The sequence below is a fragment of the Streptomyces sp. NPDC046862 genome, from assembly GCF_040704615.1.
Lineage (GTDB): Bacteria > Actinomycetota > Actinomycetes > Streptomycetales > Streptomycetaceae > Streptomyces.
The window spans coordinates 86,412-109,351 of sequence record NZ_JBEYXP010000019.1; the positions used below are offsets into that span (position 1 = coordinate 86,412).

18 protein-coding genes and 1 pseudogene are annotated in these 22,940 nt (G+C 71.9%); 7 read left to right on the forward strand and 12 right to left on the reverse strand.

From position 1 onward, the window contains the following. Positions 1-138 precede the first annotated feature (138 nt). Complete coding sequence (locus AB0959_RS22195; protein ID WP_366828163.1) at positions 139-1,422, reverse strand: DUF2690 domain-containing protein; 1,284 nt, start codon at positions 1,420-1,422, stop codon at positions 139-141. Between the two features lie 543 nt (positions 1,423-1,965). On the opposite strand from AB0959_RS22195, the gene AB0959_RS22200 reads away from it, so the two are divergent. Further along, positions 1,966-2,562, forward strand: a complete 597-nt coding sequence (locus AB0959_RS22200; RefSeq protein WP_366828165.1) for a peptidoglycan-binding protein — start codon at positions 1,966-1,968, stop codon at positions 2,560-2,562. Positions 2,563-2,610: 48 nt separating this feature from the next. On the opposite strand, the gene AB0959_RS22205 is transcribed toward AB0959_RS22200, so the two are convergent. The 3 genes from AB0959_RS22205 to AB0959_RS22215 all read right to left on the reverse strand — a co-directional run bounded on the left by AB0959_RS22205 (position 2,611) and on the right by AB0959_RS22215 (position 4,912). Beyond that, positions 2,611-3,132: a helix-turn-helix transcriptional regulator gene (locus AB0959_RS22205; RefSeq protein WP_366828166.1), complete on the reverse strand. Its 522-nt coding sequence runs from the start codon at positions 3,130-3,132 to the stop codon at positions 2,611-2,613. Positions 3,133-3,450: 318 nt separating this feature from the next. Beyond that, positions 3,451-4,068 carry a DUF3017 domain-containing protein gene (locus AB0959_RS22210; RefSeq protein ID WP_366828167.1) on the reverse strand — a complete coding sequence of 206 codons (618 nt, stop codon included), beginning with the start codon at positions 4,066-4,068 and terminating at the stop codon, positions 3,451-3,453. Next, on the reverse strand, positions 4,058-4,912 hold the full coding sequence (locus AB0959_RS22215; RefSeq protein WP_366828168.1) for a bifunctional methylenetetrahydrofolate dehydrogenase/methenyltetrahydrofolate cyclohydrolase: 855 nt from the start codon (positions 4,910-4,912) through the stop codon (positions 4,058-4,060). Before AB0959_RS22215 ends, AB0959_RS22210 begins: the two co-directional genes overlap by 11 nt. 270 nt (positions 4,913-5,182) lie before the next feature. Here AB0959_RS22215 and AB0959_RS22220 point away from each other — a divergent pair, with 270 nt between their 5' ends. Further along, complete coding sequence (locus tag AB0959_RS22220) at positions 5,183-5,926, forward strand: RDD family protein (protein ID WP_366828169.1); 744 nt, start codon at positions 5,183-5,185, stop codon at positions 5,924-5,926. A gap of 373 nt (positions 5,927-6,299) precedes the next feature. Beyond that, positions 6,300-6,827, forward strand: a complete 528-nt coding sequence (locus AB0959_RS22225; RefSeq protein ID WP_366828170.1) for a DUF1062 domain-containing protein — start codon at positions 6,300-6,302, stop codon at positions 6,825-6,827. A 29-nt stretch (positions 6,828-6,856) separates the two neighbouring features. On the opposite strand, the gene AB0959_RS22230 is transcribed toward AB0959_RS22225, so the two are convergent. Beyond that, positions 6,857-7,186 carry a hypothetical protein gene (locus AB0959_RS22230; protein ID WP_366828171.1) on the reverse strand — a complete coding sequence of 110 codons (330 nt, stop codon included), beginning with the start codon at positions 7,184-7,186 and terminating at the stop codon, positions 6,857-6,859. Between the two features lie 764 nt (positions 7,187-7,950). Between AB0959_RS22230 and AB0959_RS22235 the strand changes: the two are divergent. Further along, positions 7,951-8,137, forward strand: a pseudogene (locus AB0959_RS22235) (ATP-binding protein); the annotation flags it as partial. A gap of 158 nt (positions 8,138-8,295) precedes the next feature. Next, positions 8,296-10,101, forward strand: coding sequence for a serine/threonine-protein kinase (locus AB0959_RS22240; RefSeq protein ID WP_366828172.1), 1,806 nt, complete (start codon positions 8,296-8,298; stop codon positions 10,099-10,101). A 57-nt stretch (positions 10,102-10,158) separates the two neighbouring features. Here the strand turns inward: AB0959_RS22240 and purH are convergent, their stop codons facing one another. Together purH and purN are read right to left on the reverse strand one after the other, a co-directional pair. Further along, complete coding sequence (gene purH, locus AB0959_RS22245) at positions 10,159-11,721, reverse strand: bifunctional phosphoribosylaminoimidazolecarboxamide formyltransferase/IMP cyclohydrolase (protein ID WP_366828173.1); 1,563 nt, start codon at positions 11,719-11,721, stop codon at positions 10,159-10,161. After that, positions 11,718-12,356 carry a phosphoribosylglycinamide formyltransferase gene (purN, locus tag AB0959_RS22250; RefSeq protein WP_366828174.1) on the reverse strand — a complete coding sequence of 213 codons (639 nt, stop codon included), beginning with the start codon at positions 12,354-12,356 and terminating at the stop codon, positions 11,718-11,720. Before purN ends, purH begins: the two co-directional genes overlap by 4 nt. A gap of 400 nt (positions 12,357-12,756) precedes the next feature. Here purN and AB0959_RS22255 point away from each other — a divergent pair, with 400 nt between their 5' ends. Next, positions 12,757-13,569, forward strand: a complete 813-nt coding sequence (locus AB0959_RS22255; RefSeq protein WP_366828175.1) for a hypothetical protein — start codon at positions 12,757-12,759, stop codon at positions 13,567-13,569. Positions 13,570-13,616: 47 nt separating this feature from the next. Here AB0959_RS22255 and AB0959_RS22260 read toward each other — a convergent pair whose 3' ends face one another. Continuing rightward, positions 13,617-15,236, reverse strand: a complete 1,620-nt coding sequence (locus AB0959_RS22260) for a DUF6350 family protein (protein ID WP_366828176.1) — start codon at positions 15,234-15,236, stop codon at positions 13,617-13,619. Positions 15,237-15,463: 227 nt separating this feature from the next. On the opposite strand from AB0959_RS22260, the gene AB0959_RS22265 reads away from it, so the two are divergent. Beyond that, the gene (locus AB0959_RS22265; protein WP_366828177.1) at positions 15,464-16,474 is read left to right on the forward strand and encodes an RNA polymerase subunit sigma-70; all 1,011 of its coding nucleotides are present in this window, start codon (positions 15,464-15,466) and stop codon (positions 16,472-16,474) included. Between the two features lie 188 nt (positions 16,475-16,662). On the opposite strand, the gene sucD is transcribed toward AB0959_RS22265, so the two are convergent. The 4 genes from sucD to AB0959_RS22285 all read right to left on the reverse strand — a co-directional run bounded on the left by sucD (position 16,663) and on the right by AB0959_RS22285 (position 22,746). Then, on the reverse strand, positions 16,663-17,547 hold the full coding sequence (gene sucD / locus AB0959_RS22270) for a succinate--CoA ligase subunit alpha (RefSeq protein WP_366828178.1): 885 nt from the start codon (positions 17,545-17,547) through the stop codon (positions 16,663-16,665). Between the two features lie 21 nt (positions 17,548-17,568). Beyond that, a complete protein-coding gene (gene sucC, locus AB0959_RS22275) occupies positions 17,569-18,750 on the reverse strand; it encodes an ADP-forming succinate--CoA ligase subunit beta (protein ID WP_366828179.1) in 1,182 nt (393 codons plus the stop codon). A gap of 518 nt (positions 18,751-19,268) precedes the next feature. After that, entirely contained in the window at positions 19,269-21,257 is a 1,989-nt protein-coding gene (locus AB0959_RS22280) for a hypothetical protein (protein ID WP_366828181.1), read from the reverse strand. Between the two features lie 322 nt (positions 21,258-21,579). Continuing rightward, positions 21,580-22,746, reverse strand: a complete 1,167-nt coding sequence (locus AB0959_RS22285; protein ID WP_366828182.1) for a hypothetical protein — start codon at positions 22,744-22,746, stop codon at positions 21,580-21,582. Between the last annotated feature and the right edge of the window lie 194 nt (positions 22,747-22,940).

The window sequence follows — 22,940 nt, forward strand, 5'->3', positions numbered from 1 at the left end:
GTGCGCCCCCGGCTGGTTTTCAGGGGCGCGGGAAACTGCGGGGTTTTCAGGGGCACGGGGAACTGCGGGGTTTTCAGGGGCGCGGGGAACTGCGCGACCAGCCACACCCGGCCCGCACCCGACCCGCAACCCCGCCCCTCACTGCGTACACCCCTCCCGCCCCGCGGCCAGCGTCACGCACGCCGTCGCGTCCCCCGCGTCCTTCACGGCGACCATCGGCGTGTACGCGGTGGCGTCACCGGCCGTGTCGATCGTCGCGGTCTGCTTCACCTTGCCCACGCTCACCCGCACCTCGTCCCCCTGCGCGGCGGCCGTGATACGCGCCCAGGCCGCGTCGCAGGTCTTGCTGTAGCGGACCTCGACCTGGGTCGTGCCCACGGTGGCGCTGTCGGTGGTCTTCACCAGTTCGCCGCTGCACCCCATGGCCTCCGCGTCCTTGCCGGTGCAACTGGCACCGCTGCACTTCACACCGGGCGGCAGATCGGCGTTGGCGCCGGCGGACGTCGTGGGCGTGGACGGCTTGGCGTCGGCCGCCGGGTCGTCACCGCCGTTCGTGAGGAAGAACGCCGCCGCGACCACGAGGCCCGCACCGACGACACCGGCGAGGAACATAGTCACCCGCCGCTTGCCCGCTCCCCCACCGGGCGAGCCGCTCCCGCCCGGACGGGCGTCCTGCGGGGTCACGGCCGGACCGAACCCACCGGGCGCACCAGGCCCACCGGGTCCACCAGATCCACCGGGCGCACCCGGCCCGCCGGACGCCCCGAGGCCACGCGACGGCCCGGACGGGTCCGACGGCGAGGGGGCAACTCCCCAGCCACCGCCCCGCGAAGCCGCGCTCCCGGAAGCACCGCCGCCGGCAGCCGCACCGCTCCCGCCGGCCGCACCGTTCCCGGAAGCCGCGCCGTACGAGGACGCCCCGTACGAGCCCGCGGACGGCTGCCCGTACGACCTCCGCTCCTCCGCCGGACCCGTCGGCTGGGACGGAACCGAGGGCGGGACCGTGGGCGCCACGCCCGCCGGGCCTGCCACTCCCGGCGTCGCGGTCGCACTGCGGCCGGCCTTGCCGCTCTTGCCCTTGGCGGGCGGCGAGGTCGCCCCGAGCTCCCCGAGCGCGGCGCGCGCCTGGGAGATGCGGATGGCCTCCATGGTCATGTCGTGGCGCATCTCCGAGCGGCTCCAGGCCCGCTCGGCCAGCTCCCACATGGTCGTCAGGTGCACGGGATTGGTCCCGGTCACCTCGGCCAGCGCGACGATCGCACCCTTGGGCGCGAGCAGCCGGCCGTTCAGATAGCGCTCCCAGGACGTCTTGCTGTAACCCGTACGGTCGGCCACCGCGGCGATGCTCAGCCCGCTGCGGTCCACGAGCCGCCGGAGCTGGCCGGCGAACTCCTTGACCTGCGGATCGAGTTCCTCGGGCAAGGCCCTCCAACGAGGCATTGCTCCCCCCTCTTTTCCCCCCGAACGTGCCTGATCTTTCCCCCCGTACTGCTTCTCCCGCGCATGGTGCCCTCGCCGAGTACGAGCGTCCGAGCGTCCGAGTCCGCGACCACATTCTCGACCGTGCCGAGAGGGTTCCGAAGGGTTCCGGACATCTCGTTACGTCTCGTTACGTTCGTTACGTCCGCTCCGGACCACCCTGTGGGATGCGCCTGGTCAGGATGCCAGTTCCCGGAGCGGGGGCGCGCACGGGAGCATTCGGGCCGGGGCGTGCACCGTCGCACACCCTCTGGTCTGCACTGGTCCGCCCTGGTCCGCCCTGGTACGCCCCGGCCTGCGGTCCAGTGTCCCACCGCCGTCCCGTACTGCCGGACAGAACCCCTGATGAGCACACGGGACGTCCCGAACCGTCCCAATTACCCACGTTATCCCTGGCGTTGAGCAATCGCGCGGGTCATTCTCCAACTTGTCAACACATCGACACAACAGGCACACATGCGGGGAAACAGGGATCAGGGGGATCACATGCAGCGCAGGAACAAGCGCAGGAACACCGGCCACGAAGGCACGCGCCGCACCGCCGGACACACCGGCGGCCGTCGTCGACTGCTGCTCGCCGCCGTCGCCGTGACGGCCGGGGCGGGGCTCGCGCTGGGCGCCGGAGCCCCACTCGTCACGGCCGCCGCGCCGCAGGTCGTCGACGGGCGCGGGGCCGCGTACAACGACTGGGGCGACGAGGGCACCCTCTCCGTCAACCGTCACGCGAACAGCAACGCGACCCGGCTGTGGCAGTCCGTGCTGTACGCGGACGGCGCCAAGTGGCGGGCGTCGAACGGAACCTGGCACACCTTCACCAAGGCCGACATCGACGGCTCGTTCGGCCCCAGGACCCGGTCGGCGACCAAGTGGTGGCAGGACCAGGAGGAGCTGGAGGACGTCGACGGGATCGTCGGCAAGGAGACGTTCGGGCACGCGGACGACGTCCTCGACGGCCCGAGCGGCAACGGCACGGTGACCTACGGCGGTTACCGGCACGACGTCACCTTCAAGCGCCTCGACGGCAAGTACTACGTCAGGATCGGCGCGAACTGGAAGGTCGCCGCGTACGACTGGAGGGGCTGATCCGGCCCCGCGGGGCAGCGGGAAACTTCACACGAAAGAAGGGGGCCGTCACGCCAGGGTGACGGCCCCGACCAGGACGGCGGCGAGCAGGACGAGGACGACGAGGGCCACGTACAGGGCGAGGCGGCCCGGCTGCCGGTGCCGCGGCTCCTCCTCCGGGGTGTCCCACCACGGCAGGGTGGGATCGTCTTCGTACGTCTCGCCGCCCTGCTGTGGCAGCACGTCCCCTGGGGCGGCGGTCGTGCCGGAGGCTGCGGCCGGGGCGGGCGCGGTGGTCGGGGCGGGCTCGGTGGTCGCCGCGGGGCGCGGCCAGACCCGTACGGCCAGCTCCCAGCGCACCCCGAAGCGTTCGGCGTCCTCGCCGGCGACCCGGCACAGCGCGACGACTGCCTGACGGGGCGGCGGCTGGGTTCCGTTGAGGTAGCGCTGCCAGGACGACTTGCTGTACGCCGTGCGGGCGCCGAGCGCGACCAGGCTCAGGCCCGTGCGGTCCTTGAGGAGCCGCAGCTGCTCCACGAAGTGCCGTACCTCCGGCGGGAGCCCGTCCGGCAGGGGCTGCCAGGCACTCATCGTTCACCTCCTCGGCGTCGCGGGGCGTCTGAGCGAGTGACGATGCGGGACGGCGGAGCGGTTCCCACCGGTCAGCGCGCCGCGGGCGCACGTACGCGGCTGCCGGTCGCATCGTGATGCGGTGCGTTGTGGTGCCGGGCGCGCCCCCTGCTTGTGCTTCTCAGCGGCGCGGGGCTGTGTCGACGTGCGGCTCCGCCGCGGGGCGCGACAAGCCACGACGGGCCCGCGGTCGCCCACCGACAGAAGCCGGCGGACGATGCCCCGTTCGTCCCGTGGGCCGGTGGCCCGTGAGCCGGTGGCCCACGGCCCACGGCCACGTCACTTGATCGTCAGGTGGAGCGTGTCGTCGAGGAACGGGATCTCCAGCCACGGATTCGGCTGGGCCATCATCGAGAGCAGGACGATCGCGGCGCCGAGAGCGCCGTACGTGACCATGTCGGTGAACCGGGAGCGCACGGCGAGCATGCCGACGTCGGGCAGGGCCCAGCGCAGGGCCGCGCCGACGATCAGGGCCGCGCCGATCAGGATCGTGCCGAACCGGAACACGTCCAGCGCGGTCAGCAGCAGTCCGAGCCCGACGGTGGAGAGCACCGCGAGGATCGGCCACTGACGGGCCGGCGCCGGGGCGTCCCGGGGCGCGGCACGGCCACCGCCCTCGGGGCGCGCGGTGTCACGGGTGAACAGCGGGAAGCGGCGGGTGGCCCGCTTCGGCTCCCCGGTGGCGTCGGGCGCGCTGATCGCGTCCCGTACGGTCTGCTCCGCGCTCTCCTCCGGGGAGTCGCCGCCCTGCTCCGGGGAGTCGCCGCTCTGCTCCGGGGAGGCGGCACCGGTATCCGAGGAGGCGGCGCCGGTCTCCGGCTCGTCCCCCAGAGGCTCGTCCTCGCGGGTCCTGTCCTTCACCGTGCGCTCCGGCTCGCCCGCCGCCTCAGCCGACACCGCGCTCCGCCGCCTCGACCACGTTCACCAGCAGCTGGGCACGGGTCATGGGGCCCACACCGCCGGGGTTCGGCGAGATCCATCCGGCGACCTCGGCGACGCCCGGGTGGACGTCGCCCACGATCTTGCCCTCGGCGGACCGGGAGACGCCGACGTCCAGGACGGCCGCGCCCGGCTTCACGTCCTCGGGCCGGACCAGGTGCGCCGAACCGGCGGCCGCGACGATGATGTCGGCCCGCTTCAGGTGCGCCGACAGATCGCGCGTGCCGGTGTGGCACTGCGTCACCGTGGCGTTCTCGCTGCGCCGCGTGAGCAGCAGCGGCATGGGGCGCCCGATGGTCACGCCACGGCCGACGACCACGACCTCGGCGCCCTTGATCTCGACGCCGTACCGGCGGAGCAGGGTGAGGACGCCGTTCGGGGTGCAGGGCAGCGGCGCGGGCTCGTTCAGCACCAGCCGGCCCAGGTTCATCGGGTGCAGGCCGTCCGCGTCCTTGTCCGGGTCCATCAGCTCCAGGATGCGGTTCTCGTCGATGCCCTTGGGAAGCGGCAGCTGCACGATGTAGCCGGTGCAGGCGGGGTCCTCGTTCAGCTCCCGCACGACCGCCTCGATCTCTGCCTGTGTGGCGGTCGCGGGCAGCTCGCGCTGGATGGAGGCGATCCCGACCTGCGCGCAGTCGCGGTGCTTGCCGGCGACGTACTTCTGGCTGCCGGGGTCGTCGCCTACGAGGACCGTGCCGAGCCCGGGCGTGACCCCCTTCTCCTTCAGGGCCGCCACGCGGGCGGTCAGGTCGGACTTGATCGCGGCTGCGGTGGCCTTGCCATCGAGAATCTGGGCGGTCATGGACCCCATCCTCGCGGATGACCTGCCCGTGGTTCCAATCAGGGGACCCCGGCGCCCCCGGGGATACCGGTCAGTTCGTATCCACCCATGATCAAAGATGTTGCACTTGCACAACACATAGTGAATGCCGCTGGACAAATAAGCCGAGCCTAAAGAACGATGAACTGCGCAGTGCCGCGGGCAGTGCCGGGGGGACGAACCGCATCAAATGAACCTTCCTCTCCTCCGAACGTGCCGCGCGTCGTCCCCACCAACGGAGGAAACACCGCCATGAGTTTCGGCGACCCCAACAACCCGTACGGTCCCCCGCAGGGACAGGGCCAGCAGCCCGGGTACCCCCAGGGCCAGCAGCCCGGCTACCCCCAGGCGCCGCAGGGCCAGCCCGGTTACGGCTACCCGCAGCAGGGCGCCCCTCAGGGCCAGCCCGGTTACGGCTACCCCCAGGCGCCGCAGGGCGTGCCGCCGCAGCAGGGCTACGGCTACCCGCAGCAGCCGGGCGGTTACCCGGGTGGGCCCGGCCCCGGCGCTCCCCGGGTGGCCTCGATGGGCCGCCGCCTGGGCGCCCGCCTGATCGACGGCGTGGCCTTCGGCATCATCTACTTCATCCTCGCCGCCATCGGTGTCGCCGGTTCCGTCGGCGCGGCCCAGGACTGTGACCCGTCCGCCGCCGACTACAACAGCTGCATCAACGACGCCAGCTCGAGCATCGTGGCCTCGTTCGGCGCCGTGATCGGTGTCCTCGCGATCGTCGGCCTGCTCTACGAGTGGCTGATGACCGGCCTGGTGGGCGCCACCCTGGGCAAGATGGCCCTCGGCATGCGCGTCGTGAAGGTGGACACCGGCCAGAAGCCCGGCCTGGGTTCCGCGTTCATCCGCTGGATCATCCCGATGGTCGGCAGCTTCGCCTGCGGCATCGGTCAGCTCCTGGTCTACCTGTCCCCGTTCTGGGACAAGTCGGGCCGCCAGCAGGGCTGGCACGACAAGGCCGCGAGCACGATGGTCATCCAGAACTGACAGTTCAGGACCGACAGTTCTTCAGGACTGACAGTTCTTCAGGACCGACAGTTCTTCAGGACTGATCGTCCTCGTGGCGTCGCGTTATCGCCACTCACACCTGGGGCCGTGCCTCTCCCCGTCCAGGGGGGACACGGCCCCGGCGCGTTCTCCGAGCTGATACGCGTAGCCACGAAAACCGGTGGAGCAGCGCCGCTGTGCGCCGCTACCGTGCCGCCCAACCAAGTCGTCTGAGCAAGGACGTGCCGTTGTACACCCTGTGAGACCTCCCGAGAGCTGATCTGTCGCGCGTCGCGCATGTGCGCCGCGCTGCTTTTTGCTGCGGACTTCTCACTGAAACCGGTGTACTTCTGTGCTCAATAGCTGGGTGGTCATGCCCACCTGCCTGCCGACCGTCCTCCGCCGTTGCCACACGTGCGCGTCCGAGCGCTTCGAGGCGAACGGTAAATTCCGCGTCAACGCGAACCACAAGCTCCTCGACGCCTGGCTCCTCGTGCTCTGTACCGCCTGCGGGGACACGGCGAAGCTCACGGTCCTGGAGCGGATGCACGTGCGCTCCGTACGACCCGAGCTGCTGGACCGGCTGCACGACAACGACCTCGGCCTGGCAGCGGAGTTGCTCCAGGATCCGGTCGTGCGGCGCCGCAACCGCATCGCCCTCGACTGGGCGGGCGCCTGGCGCCTCGACACGGGCGGATCGGATCACCTGGACCGCGAGGTGATCGACGTCTCGGTCCGCTTCGCGGCGCGGATCCCTGTCCGGCCGGTGCGACTGATAGCTGAAGGCTGCGGTCTCTCACGGGCCGAGGTCGAGAGGCTGGCCAGAGAAGGGAAACTCGTGTCGGCGGTCCGGCTGAGCGGCAGGCTCTCCGGCGACTTCACCTTCACGCTCAAGCGCTGAGCCCTCCTCGGGACCACGGACACCGCGGCTCAGGCGGCTTGTTCCCACTCGCCGCGGTGCTCCTCGTCCTCCGGCGGCTGACGCGCGGCCTTCTCCAGCGCGCGCAGGACGGCCCAGGCCAGGGCGGACACGCCGGTGAGGCACCAGGGCAGGATCCAGATCACGGCCCACGCGCGCGCCTGCGGGCTGAGGATCAGTTCGCAGGCTGCCGCGCCCATGCCGGTGGCCAGGCTCCAGCACAGGGAGCGTCCGGCGTACCGGACGGCGCGGGTGAGCCGCTGAGGTGCGTGGGGGTGGCGGGTGCCGGGGTGACGGGTGCGGGAACGGCGGGAGGGCATGGCTCTGCCCGGTTCGTTCATCAAGGGATCCTTCGCGGCAGGTGCGCGGGGCGCGGGGCGCTGGTGAGCCTGGACACGCGGAACGCCGCAAGTGTGCACCCCGTGAAGGAGTGCACACAGGACGGCCGCTTGACAGGAGCAACCTCTGAGACAACTTGCCAGCCGGCCATCTCCCGCCAAGGCCGAGGCAGCGGCGGTGGCAGGTGCGTGGAGCATGCCCTGCGCAGGTCTGAACCTGGCCGAAAAGTCGAGGTGGAAGCCTCGAAAGGCTCTGACGTGTCTGGGAAACGGCAGAATTCCGCCACATACGAACCGGAAGCTGATAACAGAACCGACAATTCCGCCCGCGCCGCACGACACCTCGCTCGCCGATGTCCATGTTTGTCCACTGAAAGCGGCGGGACCGATTCCAGCCTGTATGGGATGAGAGTTGCGGGGGACGTCCCGCCGGTTTGCGTGCTTCTCGTGACAGCTTGTGTGGCCCCGGTGACCGTCCGGGTCACCGGTTCTGACTGTCTGTCCGACTTCCTGTGGGGGGAAGCTGATGCTGCACAAGCGTGCCGCGCGCACGCCGTTACGGCGTGCCCGGAGAGGACACAGAACCACCTTCGTCGCTGCCCTCACCACGGCCACCGTGGTCATCGCGGCGGCGCCCGGTCCGGCGGCGGCCCCCAAGCCCGAGTTGCCGGAGCCGGAGAGCCCGTGGACCAAGCCGACCAAGGTAGAGGCCCCCGTCACCGAGGCCCCCGTCACCCCGGCCGGGGTGACCAAGCCACCGGCCGTTCGAGCTGTGCGTCAGCGAGTTGCTGACGAACGCCGTCGCTCATGTCGGCGAGGGCACTCCGGTGACGGTCCGCCGACGACGAGGGTGGCCGCGGCCTGCTGGTGGTGGACGCTGTCGCGCTGTGCTGGGGCGTGGAGCGACGCGCGTCCGGCAAGTCGGTGTGGTGCGAGGTGATGTGGGGCGTCTGACTTCGACGGTTTCGACGGTTTCGAAGGTGCCGAACCGGCGTACCCCTCCCCGCCCGCTCGGTACTCTCGTCAACCAGAGTCTCCACAGGGAGCGTTGGACCCTGTGAGCGCATGGAACACCTGAGAGAGCCTGAGAGAGAAAGCCGTACGGGGGATTCATGGCAGACCAGGGGCATGCCCCGCCCGACTCCCCGGAGGGCGGGCGCGCCGCGCTGGAGCAGGCGGGCGCCAAGCCGCTGAAGTCCGCCGACCCGGCGCGCATCGGACCGTACGTACCGCTCGGGCTGCTCGGCAGTGGCGGCATGGGCCGGGTCTATCTGGCCCGGCCCGCCGACGGCCGCCCGGGGCTCGCCGCGGTGAAGGTGATCCGGCCCGAGTACGCCGAGGACACCCGGTTCCGGCAGCGGTTCGAGCGGGAGGCCGCCGTGCACGGGCGGGTCCGTACGCCGTACGCGCCGCAGTTGCTCGGTACCGGGTTCGCGGACGACACCCTGCTGTGGATGGCGACCGAGTACCTGCCCGGCGTGGACCTCGCCGAGGCCGTCCGCGCGTGCGGCGGGCTGGAGGCGGCCGGGCTGTGGTGGCTGGTGGCGGAGCTCGGACAGGCGCTGTCGGCGCTGGCCGCCGCCGGGGTCGTACACCGGGACCTCAAGCCGTCCAACGTGCTCCTGACGCAGCAGGCCGCACGGGACACCGTGCACGTGATCGACTTCGGCATCTCACAGGCCGTGGACAGCAGTGCCATCACCACGACCGGGCACCGGGTCGGCAGCCCCGCCTACATGGCGCCCGAGTATCTGCGGGACGGCCGCTGCGACACCGCCTCCGACGTGTTCTCCCTCGGTTGCGCGCTCGTCTACGCCGCCACCGGGCACGCCCCGTTCGGCGACGGGACCGGCACGGATGTGATGCACCGCGTCGCGTTCGAGGAGCCCAAGGCGGAGATCATGGCCGAAGTCTCGGCGATGGACCCCGCGTTGGCGGCCCTGCTGTCCGGCTGCCTCGCCAAGGAGCCCGCCGACCGGCCCACGCCGGACCAGCTGACCGGCACGGCCGTGGCCGCGGGGCACGGCCGCCCACCCGCCTGGCCGGAGCCGCTGCACACCCGTCTGCTCGCCCGGCGGCAGGGCTGCGAGGTACTGGAGCGCGTCTCGACCGAGCAGACGATTCAGTTCCGTACGCCCACGAAGGCCGTGGCTTTCCCCGCGCCGGGCCCCGGATTCGGTCCGCCGACACCACCCGGCCCGTACGCCCCGTACGCCCCGTACGGGCCGCCGCCGTCCTCGCCGGGTGAGGCTCCGGCTCCGGCTTCCGGACAGGGCACGAAGCGCAGGAGGCGCCACCTCGCCGTCGTCGCGGGGCTCGCCGTGGTGGCCGTCGCGGTGAGCGCCTTCCTGTTCACGCGCCCGGACTCCGGCACCGCCGCCTCCTCACAGACGGCGGTCGAAGCCACCGCCTCCGACGAGGCGGCCACGTCACCGTCCGGCTCCCCCACCTCGCCCTCCCCCTCCTCCAGCAAGGAGAAGAGGGGGGACGACAAGAAGGACGGGGAGAACGGGACAGGGACGGAAGCTTCGCCCGGCTCCGCCGGCGGCGCGGGCGGTACGCGGCCCACGGCCACCGTCACCGCCACGCCCGGCGGCGGCAGCGGCGGCGACTCCGGCACCGCTCCGAGCGCCGCCCCCACCAAGTCCGCGACGAAACCCGCCACCCCGCCGTGGATCTCCCAGTGCACGTACTACTCCGGCACCGAAGTGACCCGCCTCGGCGACAAGAACCAGCGCGTCACGCAGGTCCAGTGCATGCTGCTCAAGCGCGGCTACGGCCTGGGCGCCGGAGGGGTCGACGGCCAGTTCGGCAACGACACCCTGTCGGCGGTCAAGCGGTTCCAGGGCGCCAAGGGGCTGGACGTCGACGGCGAGGTGGGTCCCAACACCTGGGGAGCACTGCGCAGTTCGACGTGACGACGTCGATGCCGTACCGAGCGCGTCTCGGTACGGCATCGACGTCCGGCATCTGCGTCAGTGGAAGAAGTGCCGCGTCCCCGTGAAGTACATCGTGACGCCCGCCTTCTGCGCGGCCTCGACCACCAGCTCGTCGCGGACGGAACCGCCGGGCTGGACCACGGCCTTCACGCCGGCCTCGGTCAGGATCTCCAGGCCGTCGGGGAAGGGGAAGAAGGCGTCGGAGGCGGCGTAGGAACCGGCGGCGCGTTCGGCGCCCGCCCGCTCGACCGCCAGCTTCGCCGAGTCGACCCGGTTGACCTGCCCCATGCCGACGCCCACCGAGGCGCCGTCCTTGGCCAGCAGGATCGCGTTGGACTTCACGGCGCGGCAGGCCTTCCAGGCGAAGGCCAGCTCGGCCAGTTCGTCACTGGTGAGCGCCTCACCGGTCGCCAGGGTCCAGTTCGCGGGGTCGTCGCCCTCGGCCTGCAGCCGGTCGGTGACCTGGAGGAGCGCGCCGCCGTCGACGGGCTTGAGCTCGACGGGGTTGGAGGGGCCGTTCGGGGCCTTCAGCACGCGGATGTTCTTCTTCTTCGTGAGGGCCTCCAGCGCGCCGTCCTCGTAGTCGGGCGCCACGATGACCTCGGTGAAGATCTCCGCGACCTGCTCGGCCATCTCCTTGCTGACCGGACGGTTGACGGCGATGACCCCGCCGAACGCCGACAGCGGGTCGCAGGCGTGCGCCTTGCGGTGCGCCTCGGCGACGTCCGCGCCGACCGCGATGCCGCAGGGGTTGGCGTGCTTGATGATCGCGACGGCCGGCTCGTCGTGGTCGTACGCGGCACGGCGGGCGGCGTCCGTGTCCGTGTAGTTGTTGTACGACATCTCCTTGCCGTGCAGCTGCTCGGCCTCGGCGAGACCGCCGGTGCCCGAGACGTAGAGCGCGGCCGGCTGGTGCGGGTTCTCGCCGTAGCGCAGGGTGTGCGCGCGCTCCCAGGTGGCGCCGAGGAAGTCGGGGAACTGGCTGTCGTCGACGGGGGCGTAGGAGGAGGCGAACCAGGAGGCGACCGCGACGTCGTACGCGGCCGTGTGCTGGAAGGCCTCGGCGGCGAGCCGCTTGCGGGCCGCGAGGTCGAAGCCGCCGTCCTTGAGGGCGGACAGGACGTCGCCGTACCGGGCCGGGCTGGTGACGACGGCGACGGACGGGTGGTTCTTGGCGGCGGCGCGCACCATGGACGGCCCGCCGATGTCGATCTGCTCCACGCACTCGTCGGGGGTGGCGCCCGAGGCGACGGTCTCACGGAACGGGTAGAGGTTGACCACGACGAGGTCGAACGGCTCGACGCCGAGCTCGGCGAGCTGCCGCTGGTGGTCCTCCAGGCGCAGGTCGGCGAGGATGCCCGCGTGGACCCTGGGGTGGAGGGTCTTGACCCGGCCGTCCAGGCACTCGGGGAAGCCGGTGAGCTCCTCGACCTTGGTGACAGGGACGCCCGCGGCGGCGATACGGCCCGCGGTGGACCCGGTGGAGACAAGCTCGACACCGGCCTCGTGCAGCCCGCGCGCGAGCTCCTCGAGCCCGGTCTTGTCGTAAACGCTGACGAGCGCCCGGCGAATCGGCCTCTTGTTGCTCTCGGCGGTCACTGGATAACTACCTTTCGTCCCTCAATGCGATAGCCGCTACGGGCGATCCGCCCCACGACATCGACGAGCAGCCTTCGCTCGACTTCCTTGATGCGCTCGTGCAGAGCGCTCTCGTCGTCCTCGTTCCGGACCTCCACCACGCCCTGAGCGATGATCGGTCCGGTGTCGACGCCGTCGTCGACGAAGTGGACGGTGCATCCGGTGACCTTGGCGCCGTACGCGAGCGCGTCACGGACGCCGTGGGCGCCGGGAAAACTGGGGAGGAGGGCGGGGTGGGTGTTCACGAACCGCCCGCCGAACCGCGCCAGGAACTCCTTGCCCACGATCTTCATGAACCCCGCGGACACGACGAGATCGGGCTGGTGGGCTGCCACGGCCTCGGCGAGGGCGGCGTCCCACTCCTCACGGGTGGCGTAGTCCTTCACCCGCAGCACGAAGGTCGGCACCCCGGCGCGCTCGGCGCGGGCCAGCCCCTCGATGCCACCGCGGTCGGCGCCGACGGCCACGATCTCGGCACCGTAGGCCTCGGTGCCGACCTCGTCGATGGCATCCAGCAGCGCCTGCAGATTGGTCCCGGATCCGGAAACCAGGACGACAAGGCGCCTGGCCGCGGACTTGACCACGGGCTCGGCCACGGCGGGGCCCTTTCTCGGGGAGTCTCTCGGGAAGTCTTTTGTACGGTCGCGTTTGTACGGTCGTACGAATGCTTCGCGCCCCCTGATACGGGGAAGTCTACGAAGCGGTCGACCGTCAGCAACGATACCGGCACACCGGACGGCCCCCACGGGACGGGGGCGTGGCCGGAAGGTACCGTCTGGGAAGCATCCGCCCGGGGAACGCAGCTCAGCGAGGGGAGCGAGGGGAACGCCTGGCTCGCCTGGCACGTTGACTCAAAGACGGATGCGAACGTTCCAGCAGCGCCAGCAGCGCCGAGGAACCGACGCTCCAGCAGCACCTCAGTACCGACGGACTGGTCCCAACCGGCTCCGGACGTACTGGTCCCAGCACTGATCCCAAGGGGAAGACGCACACCTGATGCCGGACCGCAGCCTCCGACTTCCACCGCTCCTGCTGCGTGAGCGGCGTTCTTCGCCCACCCCGCCGCGGGAGAGCGAGGGCGCGCCCGAAACCGGTCAGGAGGACAAAGGTGGGCGTGGGGCGCAGGCCCCGGCCGACGACAACCCCTTCGCGCCGCCGCCGGAGGGCACCCCCGACCGTCCGTGGCAGCCGCGCCGCCCCACGAAGGGGCAGGGCCAGGGAGAAGGACAGGGACAAGGACAGGGCCAGGGAGGGGACGACGGCGAGGGGCACTCCCCCTGGGGCAGCCAGTGGAGCGACCGCCAGCCCGGCCGCTCGAACGGCGGCGGCTTCGGCGACCGCCCCCGTCCCTCCGGTGGCGGACAGGGCGGCCCCGAGGGCGGCCCGGGTGGTCAGGGTGGTCCCAACCTGCGCTGGGACCCGACGGACCCGGCCCAGCGCCGCGCGCGCTACGCCCTGCTCGCCGGCATGTGGGCGTTCTTCTTCTCCCTCTTCAGCTGGCCTTACGTGGCGCTGCTGCTCGGCGCGCTGGCCCTCTACTGGGGCATCAGCGCGCTCCGCGTCAAGCCCCGCCGTCCCGACCCCAACACTCCGGGCTCCGACCCGAACGCCCGCCCCCAGACCACGGCCGCGATCAGCGGTCTGGTGACCGCCTCACTGGCCCTGGTCATGGTGGCCGCCACCTTCACCGCCCAACTGGTCTACCGCGACTACTACACCTGCACCAACGACGCCCTCACCACCGCCTCGAAGAAGTCCTGCGAGAAGCTCCTGCCGGAGGAGCTCCGCGGCGTACTGGGCACCCGCTGACGCCTCGGGTGGCGTGACTGCCGTGACTGCCACGGCTGCCGTGGGCGCTACGGGTGGGTGCGGTCCGGTGGGTCCGCGGGTGACGTGGCCCTGCGGAGCGCCTCCCAGCGGGTTTCGCGGGAGGCGTCGTCGTGCCAGGGAGAACCAGTCTTGGCGGCCTTGGATGTCTTGGGCGTCTTGGGTGTCTTGGGTGTCTTGGCGGCCTTAGGTGTCTTGGTTGTCATGGAGACCTTGGGCATCTTGGGTGCCTTCGAGGCCTTGGACACCTTGGAGGTCCTGGAGGTCCTAGGCGTCCTGGGCGTTCTAGGCGTTCTAGGCGTTTTGGGTGGCCTACGTGTCTTGGGAACTCCGGTCACCTCCGCCGCCGCCGAAGTGCCCTCTCCCCCCGGCCGCCGAGCCCCACCCGCACGGCTCTCCCGACGCCCCTTCTCCTGCGGCTCCAGCCCCCCGCGCGCCCCCAACGCCACCGGCACTCCCACCACCGCCGTCCACGCCACCACGGCGGCCCCCACCTGCCACCACACCGGTCCGACATGGGCCAGTGCGGCGGTGCCGAGGCGGCCGGTCGACAGGGCGGTCAGGGCGGCGAGGAGCAGACCGCACACGACGGACGCCGACATCGTCGTGGTGCAGGTCCGGCCACGGGACCAGCAGGCGCGCCGGTCGGCACGGGCAGCCGCCCCCACACACCAGCCGAGGATCACCCCCGCGGCCAGCGGCACCGTAGCGGCCGCCGCCCACTCCGCCGCCGACGCACCACCACCCGGCACCGCCGCCAAGAGGGGGAGGGACGGCAGACGAGGGTCGGGCGGAGTCGTCGACAGCGGCGCCGCCACATGCGCCGCGCCCATTGAGAACCCGGGCCCAAGGGCGTAGGCCGCGCCCCACACCGCCGCGTTCGGCAGCAGCGCCAGGCACAGCAGCAGTACGGCGCAACGCCCCGACCACACCTCCGTCGACTGGAGCAGCGAGTCCCGCGCCGCGCCTCCGTGCCGCCCCAGCGACGCCACGACCAGGATCGCGCCCCCTGCGACCAGCACCGCCGCCCCTGCCCCCGCCGCCCGCCCGACGACCAGGAGGCGCCCGCGCGTAGCCGAGTTCGGGCCCCTACCCCTACCCCGGCCCCGGCCCCGACTTCGACCGAGCCACGTGGGCAGCGAGAGGGCAGGACGCCCGTACGCCGCCCCCACGCCCATGGCCGCCGCGACCCCCGCGAGCAGCGGTACGCACACGATGGCCCACACCCAGGAGGAGGGTCGCAGCGCGCCGCTGAAGGCGTACACCACGACCGCCCCACCGACGGTCACATAGCCGGCCACGACGCCCACCCACGCCGCACAGCCCGGCCCGGCGGTACGGGGCGCGGCCTCCGCCTCGTCCACCGCGTCCCGCGCCGCCCGCTGCACGAGTCCCATCGGGAGCGCGAGCAGCAGCAGCGGAGTGACGCCGACCGGCGCGGGCACGCCGGACAGCGTCTCGGTGCGGACGAGTTCGACGCCGTGGGCCAGCAGCCACAGAGCCGCTGCCACGTGCAGCGCCCCACTCGGTCCGCTGTCGGGGTACGGCGAACTGATCCACAGCACCATCACGAGCACGGCGAACGCACCGAGCCCGAGCCCGGCCGCGACGGCTCCTCCCAGCAGTCCCGTGCCCAGTCCGGACGGCATCCTCCGCGGCGGGCGGTCGGCACGGTGCGGCGGAACGGCGGAGTGAGAGGGAAAGCCGGGGTGAGAGGAGCCCGTCGAGCCGGGCGGATCGGCGGGGTGGGGGGAGTCGCTCACGTGCGTCACGGCCCCATGCTGCCAACGACACGCGCCTAAGCCGCGTAACGGCAGAATCACGGATGTGTCGCTCAAAATACGTTTATGTGCTTTTCGGTACAAGGGGCCCATCCATGACCCAGAGCTCCGGAGTGTCGTCCACCCAGGCAGTCGAGCCGTCGACCGAGGATCAGCCCTCGCTCGGCGCGCCCGATCCGGCGGCCCGGGTCGTCGAGTGGTACGAGCTGACACCCATCGAGGCCGCGGAACCCGTGCCCCCGTCAGGCCCCCTGACGCCCGCTCAGGCCTTCGACGCCCTCTACGCGTTCTGCGCCCCCACCCTCGTACGGCAGACCTACATGCTGACGGGCCGGCGTGCGCTGGCCCGTGAATCGGTGGAGCACGCCTTCCAGCTCGCCTGGCAGCGCTGGCCGGAGGTGGCCGTGGACCGGGACCCCATGGGATGGGTGCGGGCCGCCGCCCACGAGTACGCGCTCGCCCCCTGGCACCGGCTCCGCCCCGGCCTGTGGCGCACCGACACCTGGCGCACGCCCGTGCTCTCCGCCTCACACGACGAGACCGCACACGACGAGACGAGCACCGCCCGCACGGACCGCGCCCTCATCCACGTACTCCTGAAGCTGCCACCCCCGTACCGGCGCGCGGTGCTGCTGTACGACGGCCTCGGCCTCGACCTGCCCGACACCGCCGCCGAGATCGAGGCCAGCACCCCCGCGACGGCGGGCCGTCTGCAGTACGCGCGCGAGGCGGTCGCCGCGCGTCTGCCGGAGCTGGCGGACACCGAGGAGTTGCGGCGGCGGCTCGCCGACGCCGCGAACGGGGAGGGGCCGTGGGTCGTCAGGCCGTGCTCCCCGGCCGCCACGCGTCTTCGTGGCGAACGCCGCGCCCGCCGCTGGGTCCACGCGGCCGCCGCCTTCACGGCGCTCCTCTTCACGACGAGCGCCCTCGCCGTCGGTACCACCCCCGACCACTACGAAGCCCCCGTGGCCCCCGGCGCTCCGGTCCGCGGAGTCCCGCCGCGAGGCGCCATGGGCCCGCTCTCCCAGGCGCAGCTGGAACTCCGGGCCAGACTGAGATCGACAGCGGCGGGCGGCCCCGAGAGACTGGTTCCGGAGAACCGGTGAGGCCGTGCCGCGCAGCCCACGGGACCGCTTTGGGAACCACGGGACCGCTTTGGGAACCACGGCACCGCTTTGGGAACCACGGAGCCGGTCCGGGCCCACGGGGCCGGGCCGCGAAGACGCCGGTGGGCCCGCACCCCCAAGGGGTACGGGCCCACCTGATCAAGTGATCAAGCCGCGGACCGAGTGAGTCAGCCGGCCAGGATGGCGCGGGCGAGCTTCGCCGTCTCGGTCGGGGTCTTGCCGACCTTGACGCCCGCGGCCTCCAGGGCCTCCTTCTTCGCCTGGGCGGTGCCCGACGAACCGGAGACGATGGCGCCCGCGTGACCCATGGTCTTGCCCTCGGGAGCGGTGAAGCCGGCGACGTAGCCGACGACCGGCTTGGTCACGTTGGCCTTGATGAAGTCGGCCGCGCGCTCCTCGGCGTCGCCACCGATCTCACCGATCATCACGATCAGGTCGGTGTCCGGGTCGGCCTGGAACGCGGCCAGCGCGTCGATGTGCGTGGTGCCGATGATCGGGTCACCGCCGATGCCGACGCAGGAGCTGAAGCCGATGTCGCGCAGCTCGTACATCATCTGGTACGTCAGCGTGCCCGACTTCGAGACCAGGCCGATACGGCCCGGCTTCGTGATGTCGGCCGGGATGATGCCGGCGTTCGACTGACCCGGGGTGATCAGACCGGGGCAGTTCGGGCCGATGACACGGGTCTTGTTGCCCTTGGCCTGGGCGTGCGCCCAGAAGGAGGCCGTGTCGTGGACGGCGATGCCCTCGGTGATGACGACCGCGAGCGGGATCTCGGCGTCGATGGCCTCGACGACGGCGTCCTTGGTGAACTTCTCCGGGACGAAGATGACCGTGACGTCGGCGCCGGTCTTCTCGATCGCGTCGGCGACCGAACCGAATACCGGGATCTCGGTGCCGTCGAAGTCGACGACCTGGCCCGCCTTGCGCGGGTTCACGCCACCGACGATGTTCGTGCCGGAGGCCAGCATGCGCTTGGTGTGCTTCTGGCCCTCGGAGCCGGTCATGCCCTGGACGATGACCTTGGATTCCTTGGTGAGGAAGATAGCCATGGTGTTCTGTGACCTCGTCCCTTACTTCGCGGCCGCAGCCAGCTCGGCGGCCTTGTCGGCCGCTCCGTCCATGGTGTCCACCTGCTGCACGAGCGGGTGGTTGGCGTCCGTCAGGATCTTGCGGCCCAGCTCGGCGTTGTTGCCGTCGAGGCGCACGACCAGCGGCTTGTTGACCTCTTCGCCCTTGCTCTTGAGGAGCTCCAGGGCCTGCACGATGCCGTTGGCGACGGCGTCGCACGCGGTGATGCCACCGAAGACGTTCACGAAGACGGACTTGACGTCCGGGTCGCCCAGGATGATCTCCAGGCCGTTCGCCATGACCTCGGCGGAGGCGCCGCCACCGATGTCGAGGAAGTTGGCCGGCTTGACGCCCTTGTGGGCCTCACCGGCGTACGCGACCACGTCGAGGGTGGACATGACCAGACCGGCACCGTTGCCGATGATGCCGACCTCGCCCTCGAGCTTCACGTAGTTGAGGCCCTTGGCCTTGGCCGCGGCCTCGAGGGGGTTGGCCGCCGCCTTGTCCTCGAACTCCTCGAACTCCGGGTGACGGAACTCGGCGTTCGCGTCCAGGGAGACCTTGCCGTCGAGGGCGAGGACGTCACCGGAGGCGACCTTGGCGAGCGGGTTCACCTCGACGAGGAGGGCGTCCTCCTTGACGAAGACGTCCCACAGGGTGACCAGGACGTCGGCGACCTTGTCGGCGACCTCGGCCGGGAACTGGCCCGCGGCCACGATCTCCCGCGCCTTCTCCTTGGTGACGCCCGCGTTGGAGTCGACCGGGATCTTGGCGAGCTTCTCGGGGGTCGTCGCGGCGACCTCCTCGATGTCCATGCCACCGGCGACGGAGGCCATGGCCAGGAAGGTGCGGTTCGTGCGGTCGAGGAGGTAGGAGACGTAGTACTCCTCGACGATCTCCGGAGCCGTCTCGGCGATCATCACCTTGTGGACCGTGTGGCCCTTGATGTCCATGCCGAGGATGTCCGTCGCGCGGGCGACAGCCTCGTCCGGGGTGGCGGCCAGCTTGACGCCGCCGGCCTTGCCGCGACCACCGACCTTCACCTGGGCCTTGACGACCGACTTGCCGCCCAGCCGCTCGGTGATCTCGCGCGCCCCCTCAGGCGTGTCGATGACTTCACCGGCCAGCACCGGTACACCGTGCTTGGCGAAGAGGTCCCTCGCCTGGTATTCGAACAGGTCCACGCGCTTCCGTCCCTATCAGTGATCTAGCGGTTCGTTGGATGCGTGGGCGTGCCGCGAAGGGCAACGTGACGTCCGCTGTATGTCACAAGGGAGGCGCACACGGTGTCCGAGCGCGCGGCATGTCCGTCTCGCAGGTTATCGCCGGTTGCAGATGGTCTCTAAATCAGGGGTCACACCTGAGCGGTGATACCTGTCACATGATGCCGGGCTCACTGGCACGGCGTGCCACAAGTGCGGGGCCTCACCGGGCTGGGGTTGACCCGGTGAGACCCCTCAAGGCCCTCCAATGGCTCTGAAAGGCCCAGGACGGGTGGTCCCCACCCCAATGGGGACCACTCACCGCCCACCGCCGGGATGGGGTCGGACACGGCCGACGGCTTCGGCCGTCCGCGGTACGGCCGATGGATTCGGCCGCCCGGATGCCTCCCGGTGGAGCTGGTTCTGGAGCACGGGCTCACGCCCTGTCCTCACGGGCTGACGCCCGCGCACGCCTGTGTCAGGCGCGGTACCGGTCTCTGTCAGGCGCCGTACGGGGCGTTCGGGAGGTAGCTCGGCGTGACCGAGTCGGCGACGCCGCCGGCACCGCTGACGGCGTGGCCGACGAGCGGGCCACCGGTCGCCTGGACCGTGCCGGTGAGGTCCTGCGCGAAGGGCGCGACCTGGCCGGCCACGGGGGCGAACTCGCCGGCGACGTTCTGGGCGAACGGCCGCACGTCGCCCGTCACCCCGTACGCGAGGTGCGTCGCGCCCCCGCCCACGCCCGCCACGACGGGCTGCGCGTGGCCGACGGCGGTGTCGACGTAGCCGGCGACCGTGCCGACGTACCCGGTAGCGGTGCCGACGTACCCGGTGGCGGTGTCGACGTACCCGGTGGCGGTGTCGACGACCGGCTGCACGGACGCGACCGTTCCGTACGCGAACGGCGTGACGTCGTCCGCGACGAGCCCCTCCGCGAACGGTCCGGCCTGCTCCTGGACGAGGCCGGTGGCCAGCGGCGGAACCTCGCCGACCACGTTCTGCCCGAACGGCCGCACATCGCCCGTCACCCCGTACGCGAGGTGCGTCGCGTCGCCGACCGCCTGCCCCGCGACGGGCACCACGCCGTCGACGGCGGTGTGAGCCATCGGCGGGAGCAGGGAGCCGGTGGCGTCGCCGACGACCTGGCCCGCGACACCGGTCGCGTACGGCTGGAGGTCCCCGACGGCCTGCCCGGCGAGGGCGGAGGCATCGCCCGAGACGGCGTAGGTGAGGTGGTCGGCGTTGGCCGTGGCCTGGCCTACCAGGGTGTGCGCCTGGGCGACGGCCTGCCCGGCGCGGATCTGGGCCTGGTCGGCGGTCTGCTGGGCAAGGATCTGTGCCTGGTAGGCGGTCTGCCCGGCGAGGATCTGTGCCTGGTAGGCGGTCTGCCCGGCGAGGATCTGTGCCTGGTGGGCGGTCTGCCCGGCGAGCGTCGTCGCGTCGGCCCCGGCCTGGTGCGCGAGCGTTCCCGTGTGGGCCGTGGCCCGGCCGGTGAGGGTGGTGGCGTTGGCGGCGGCATGGCCGGCGACCGGGGTGACGCCGTCGACCGCGAGGCCGACGACCGGCGGCACGACGGCGGCGGTGGTCCCGCCGACCACGGGGGTGACCGTGGCCGGGATGCCCGCGACCGCGCCCGTGACGTGGCTCGGGACGGCGGCGACCGTGCCCTGGGCGGCGGTCGTGACGGTGGTGGCCTGGGCCCGCAGCTGCCCCTGGGCCCCGGTGGCCGTGGTGTCGAGGCGGGCCTCGGCGCCGGTGACGGTGGCCTGGAGAGCGGTCCGCGCGGCCCCCGCCGTGCGGTCGGCGCCCGCGGTGGTGGCCTGGACCTTGCGCCGCACCACTCCCTCCGCGGTCGGCTTCGTGCTCTGCAGGCGGGTCTGCGCGCCGGCGAGGGCCTCCTCCAGCTCCGGGGCGAACGCGCCGAGGGGACCGAAGAGGTAGTCGATCTCGCCCGCGGGCCTGCCGGCGTCGGCGACCGTGGCCCCGGCGTGCTGCTGCGCGTGGGCCGCGGCGCCGGTCGCCTTCTGGGACGCCTTCGCGGACATGTGGGTGGCCCCGGCGATGTCGGCGTCCACGTAGCGGCGCGCCTGATCCGTGGCCCGGGTCGGCGTGGCGGTCGTCCGCGCGGTGGCATTGATGGCGGTCTGCTTGACGGCCTTCTTGGCAGTGCCGGTGGTGGTGTTGGCGGTGTTGGTGGTGTCGGTCACCGTGGCGCCGGCCTTGGACCCGGCCTCGGCCGCGGTGCCCGTGGCGGTGTCCGTCCCGCCGGCGAGGGTGTCCGTCACCTCGGTGACGACCCCGCCCACGGTGTCGGTGACCGCGCCGAGCGCGTCCCCGGTGTCTCCGGTGTCCCCGGTGTCGACGGTCACGTCGGGCGCGGTCACGGCCGACGAGGGCAACTCGTCCGCGCTGGCCATGCTCGAACCGAGCGCCCACGCGCCGGTGACCCCGGCGGCTATCACGATCGAACGGCGGATGTTCTTGTTCATGCGTGCGTCAAATCCTTCGGAATTCCCTGATTCCCTGCATCGCGTTCTCACGGATTCGCGGATTCGCGCGGGCTCAGGGTTACGGGATTGTGGTGTACGGGACTTGGGGAACCGGTAGGCCGCCGCGCGCTCCGCGGGCTCGGGAGGGGCCGGGACTCCGATGCGGGGTTCGGCTGCTACTCCGTCTCGCCGCGGTGTCGGCGCTGTCCTTGCGACGCGTTCCGGCTCCGGTGGCGTCCGTCCGGGGATCTCAGGGGTGTCCGGACGGCGGGCAGACCTGTTCCGCCCCCGCGCGACAGGTCTGGCGGGGGAACGGGCTGCGCTAGCCGGGGAATACGGGGATGTCCCGGTGCCTGTCCCGGGTCCCGTCCGCGGCGACGGCCGCGGTGACGCCGGACACGAGGCTCATCGGTGCCCGGTGGTCGAGGGTGACGGCGTGCGGCTCACCATGGCGCGACCCGCTGTTGTCGACGGCCGAGTGGCGGCCGAGCGCACCGGTCGGGTCGTCCGGCGCCTGGTGCGCGGGGGTCCGTGCCCTGTCCGCGCCGTGCGCGCGGGACGATCCGGACACGGCGAGTTCGATGCCGTGGGCGAACCGCGGTCCGTACGCCACCCCCGGCCGCGCGTCCGACCGCGCCTCGGCACCGTCACCGTGCTTGGTGGCGTCCTGCCGCTCGGGCGCCGTGCCACCGGGCTGCTGCGGTGCCGTGCCGATCGGCAACGTGTCCGCCGGGGTCCCCGGCAGCCCGGGCAGTCCCGGCACCTCGGGGAAACCGGGCGACTCGGGGAGACCGGGCGACTCGGGGAGACCGGGCAGTGACGGCATGCCCGGCAGCGACGGGAACTGCGAGGACCCGCCGGACAGTCCGTCTGCCAGACCGTCGGCCAGCCCGCCGGTCACCGTCTCGACGAGATCACCGACGGGCTTCACGACCTGCTCGGTGACCGGCCGCACCACATGCGCCCCGACCGGCGCCCCGACCGGCCGTACGACATCACCGACGGTGCCGGTGACAGCGGTGACTGCGTCGGAGGTGACCGTGCCGGACGTGACCGTGTCGGAGGTGACCGTGTGGACGGCGGCCTTGCCGGAGCTGACCGTGTCGGCGGGGGCCGTCGCGCCGCCGGTCGCCGGGGCGGCCGGGTGAGCGGGAGCGGCGATTCCCTCGGTCCGCTCGGCGCGGTCCTCCGCGTTCCGTGCGAGGCTCTGCGCAGGGCTCTTCGCAGTGCTCTGCGCGGCGCTCGTTATGGCGCTCTCCGCGGCAGTGGCCTGCGTCGCGAACCGAACGGCATCGGACGAGGTGGTCGCCGCGACCGTCACCGACCCCGGCGATGCCCCGTCCGCCGCGTGTGCCTGCTCCCCGCAGAGGAACCCCAGCGCGAACAGCCCGCCCACCAACAGCACGACCTGCAGCACACGCCGCCCGGCCGCCCCGCGCATCACGCGCAGAACGGCACTGGCACCGGGCAGTGCGGCTGACGGAGTCACAACGGGGAGAGCCCTCCCAGGGAGCGGAACGACGGCGTACGACACAGTGGGCGCGGCACGCGACGATGTGTGCCGACTATCCCGGCGAACTGTTCGAGGACTGTGAAGACGTGTCGCCGATCCTCGCACGGAGCTCCCGAGGTTGCGCAAGCCCCCCGCTACCGATGGGTAGTCATGTCCGCTTTCTCAACCGT